The 389-nt window shown below is 40.4% G+C and carries 1 protein-coding gene; it reads right to left on the reverse strand.

Annotated features, from left to right (window positions below; genetic code table 11):
* Positions 1-205 precede the first annotated feature (205 nt).
* A partial coding sequence (locus DYI22_RS17365; protein ID WP_323132938.1) for a phosphoribosylaminoimidazolesuccinocarboxamide synthase occupies positions 206-389 on the reverse strand: 184 nt, incomplete at its 5' end.

Genomic DNA, 389 nt, shown 5'->3' on the forward strand with positions numbered 1-389 from the left:
TGATAGGGTTGTCCAAATGAGAGGCTCTTTTGTTAATCATATTGAGGGCTAAAAATTTAAACTTAAACTTAAATAACCTGCTAAAAACACAAAACTGGAGCAAGCCCCAGTTTTAGATGTTTATCTATTTCACATGCCATCCAAATTTAATTGGAATTAATTAGATTCGCTGTAGCGATTAGCTAGCTTGATGAATGAATCCGATTTATCGACCTGACTCATCAACCAAAGACACGCCAATACGCTGGGCAACTTCTTCATAACCTTCGACCACATCACCTAGGCTTTGACGGAAACGGTCTTTATCCAGTTTTTTCTTGGTTTGTTTGTCCCAGACGCGGCAACCATCGGGTGAGAACTCATCGCCCAGTACGATACGGTCTTTGAAT

Origin of the sequence: Marinobacter lipolyticus, assembly GCF_018424605.1 — a bacterium.
Lineage (GTDB): Bacteria > Pseudomonadota > Gammaproteobacteria > Pseudomonadales > Oleiphilaceae > Marinobacter > Marinobacter lipolyticus_B.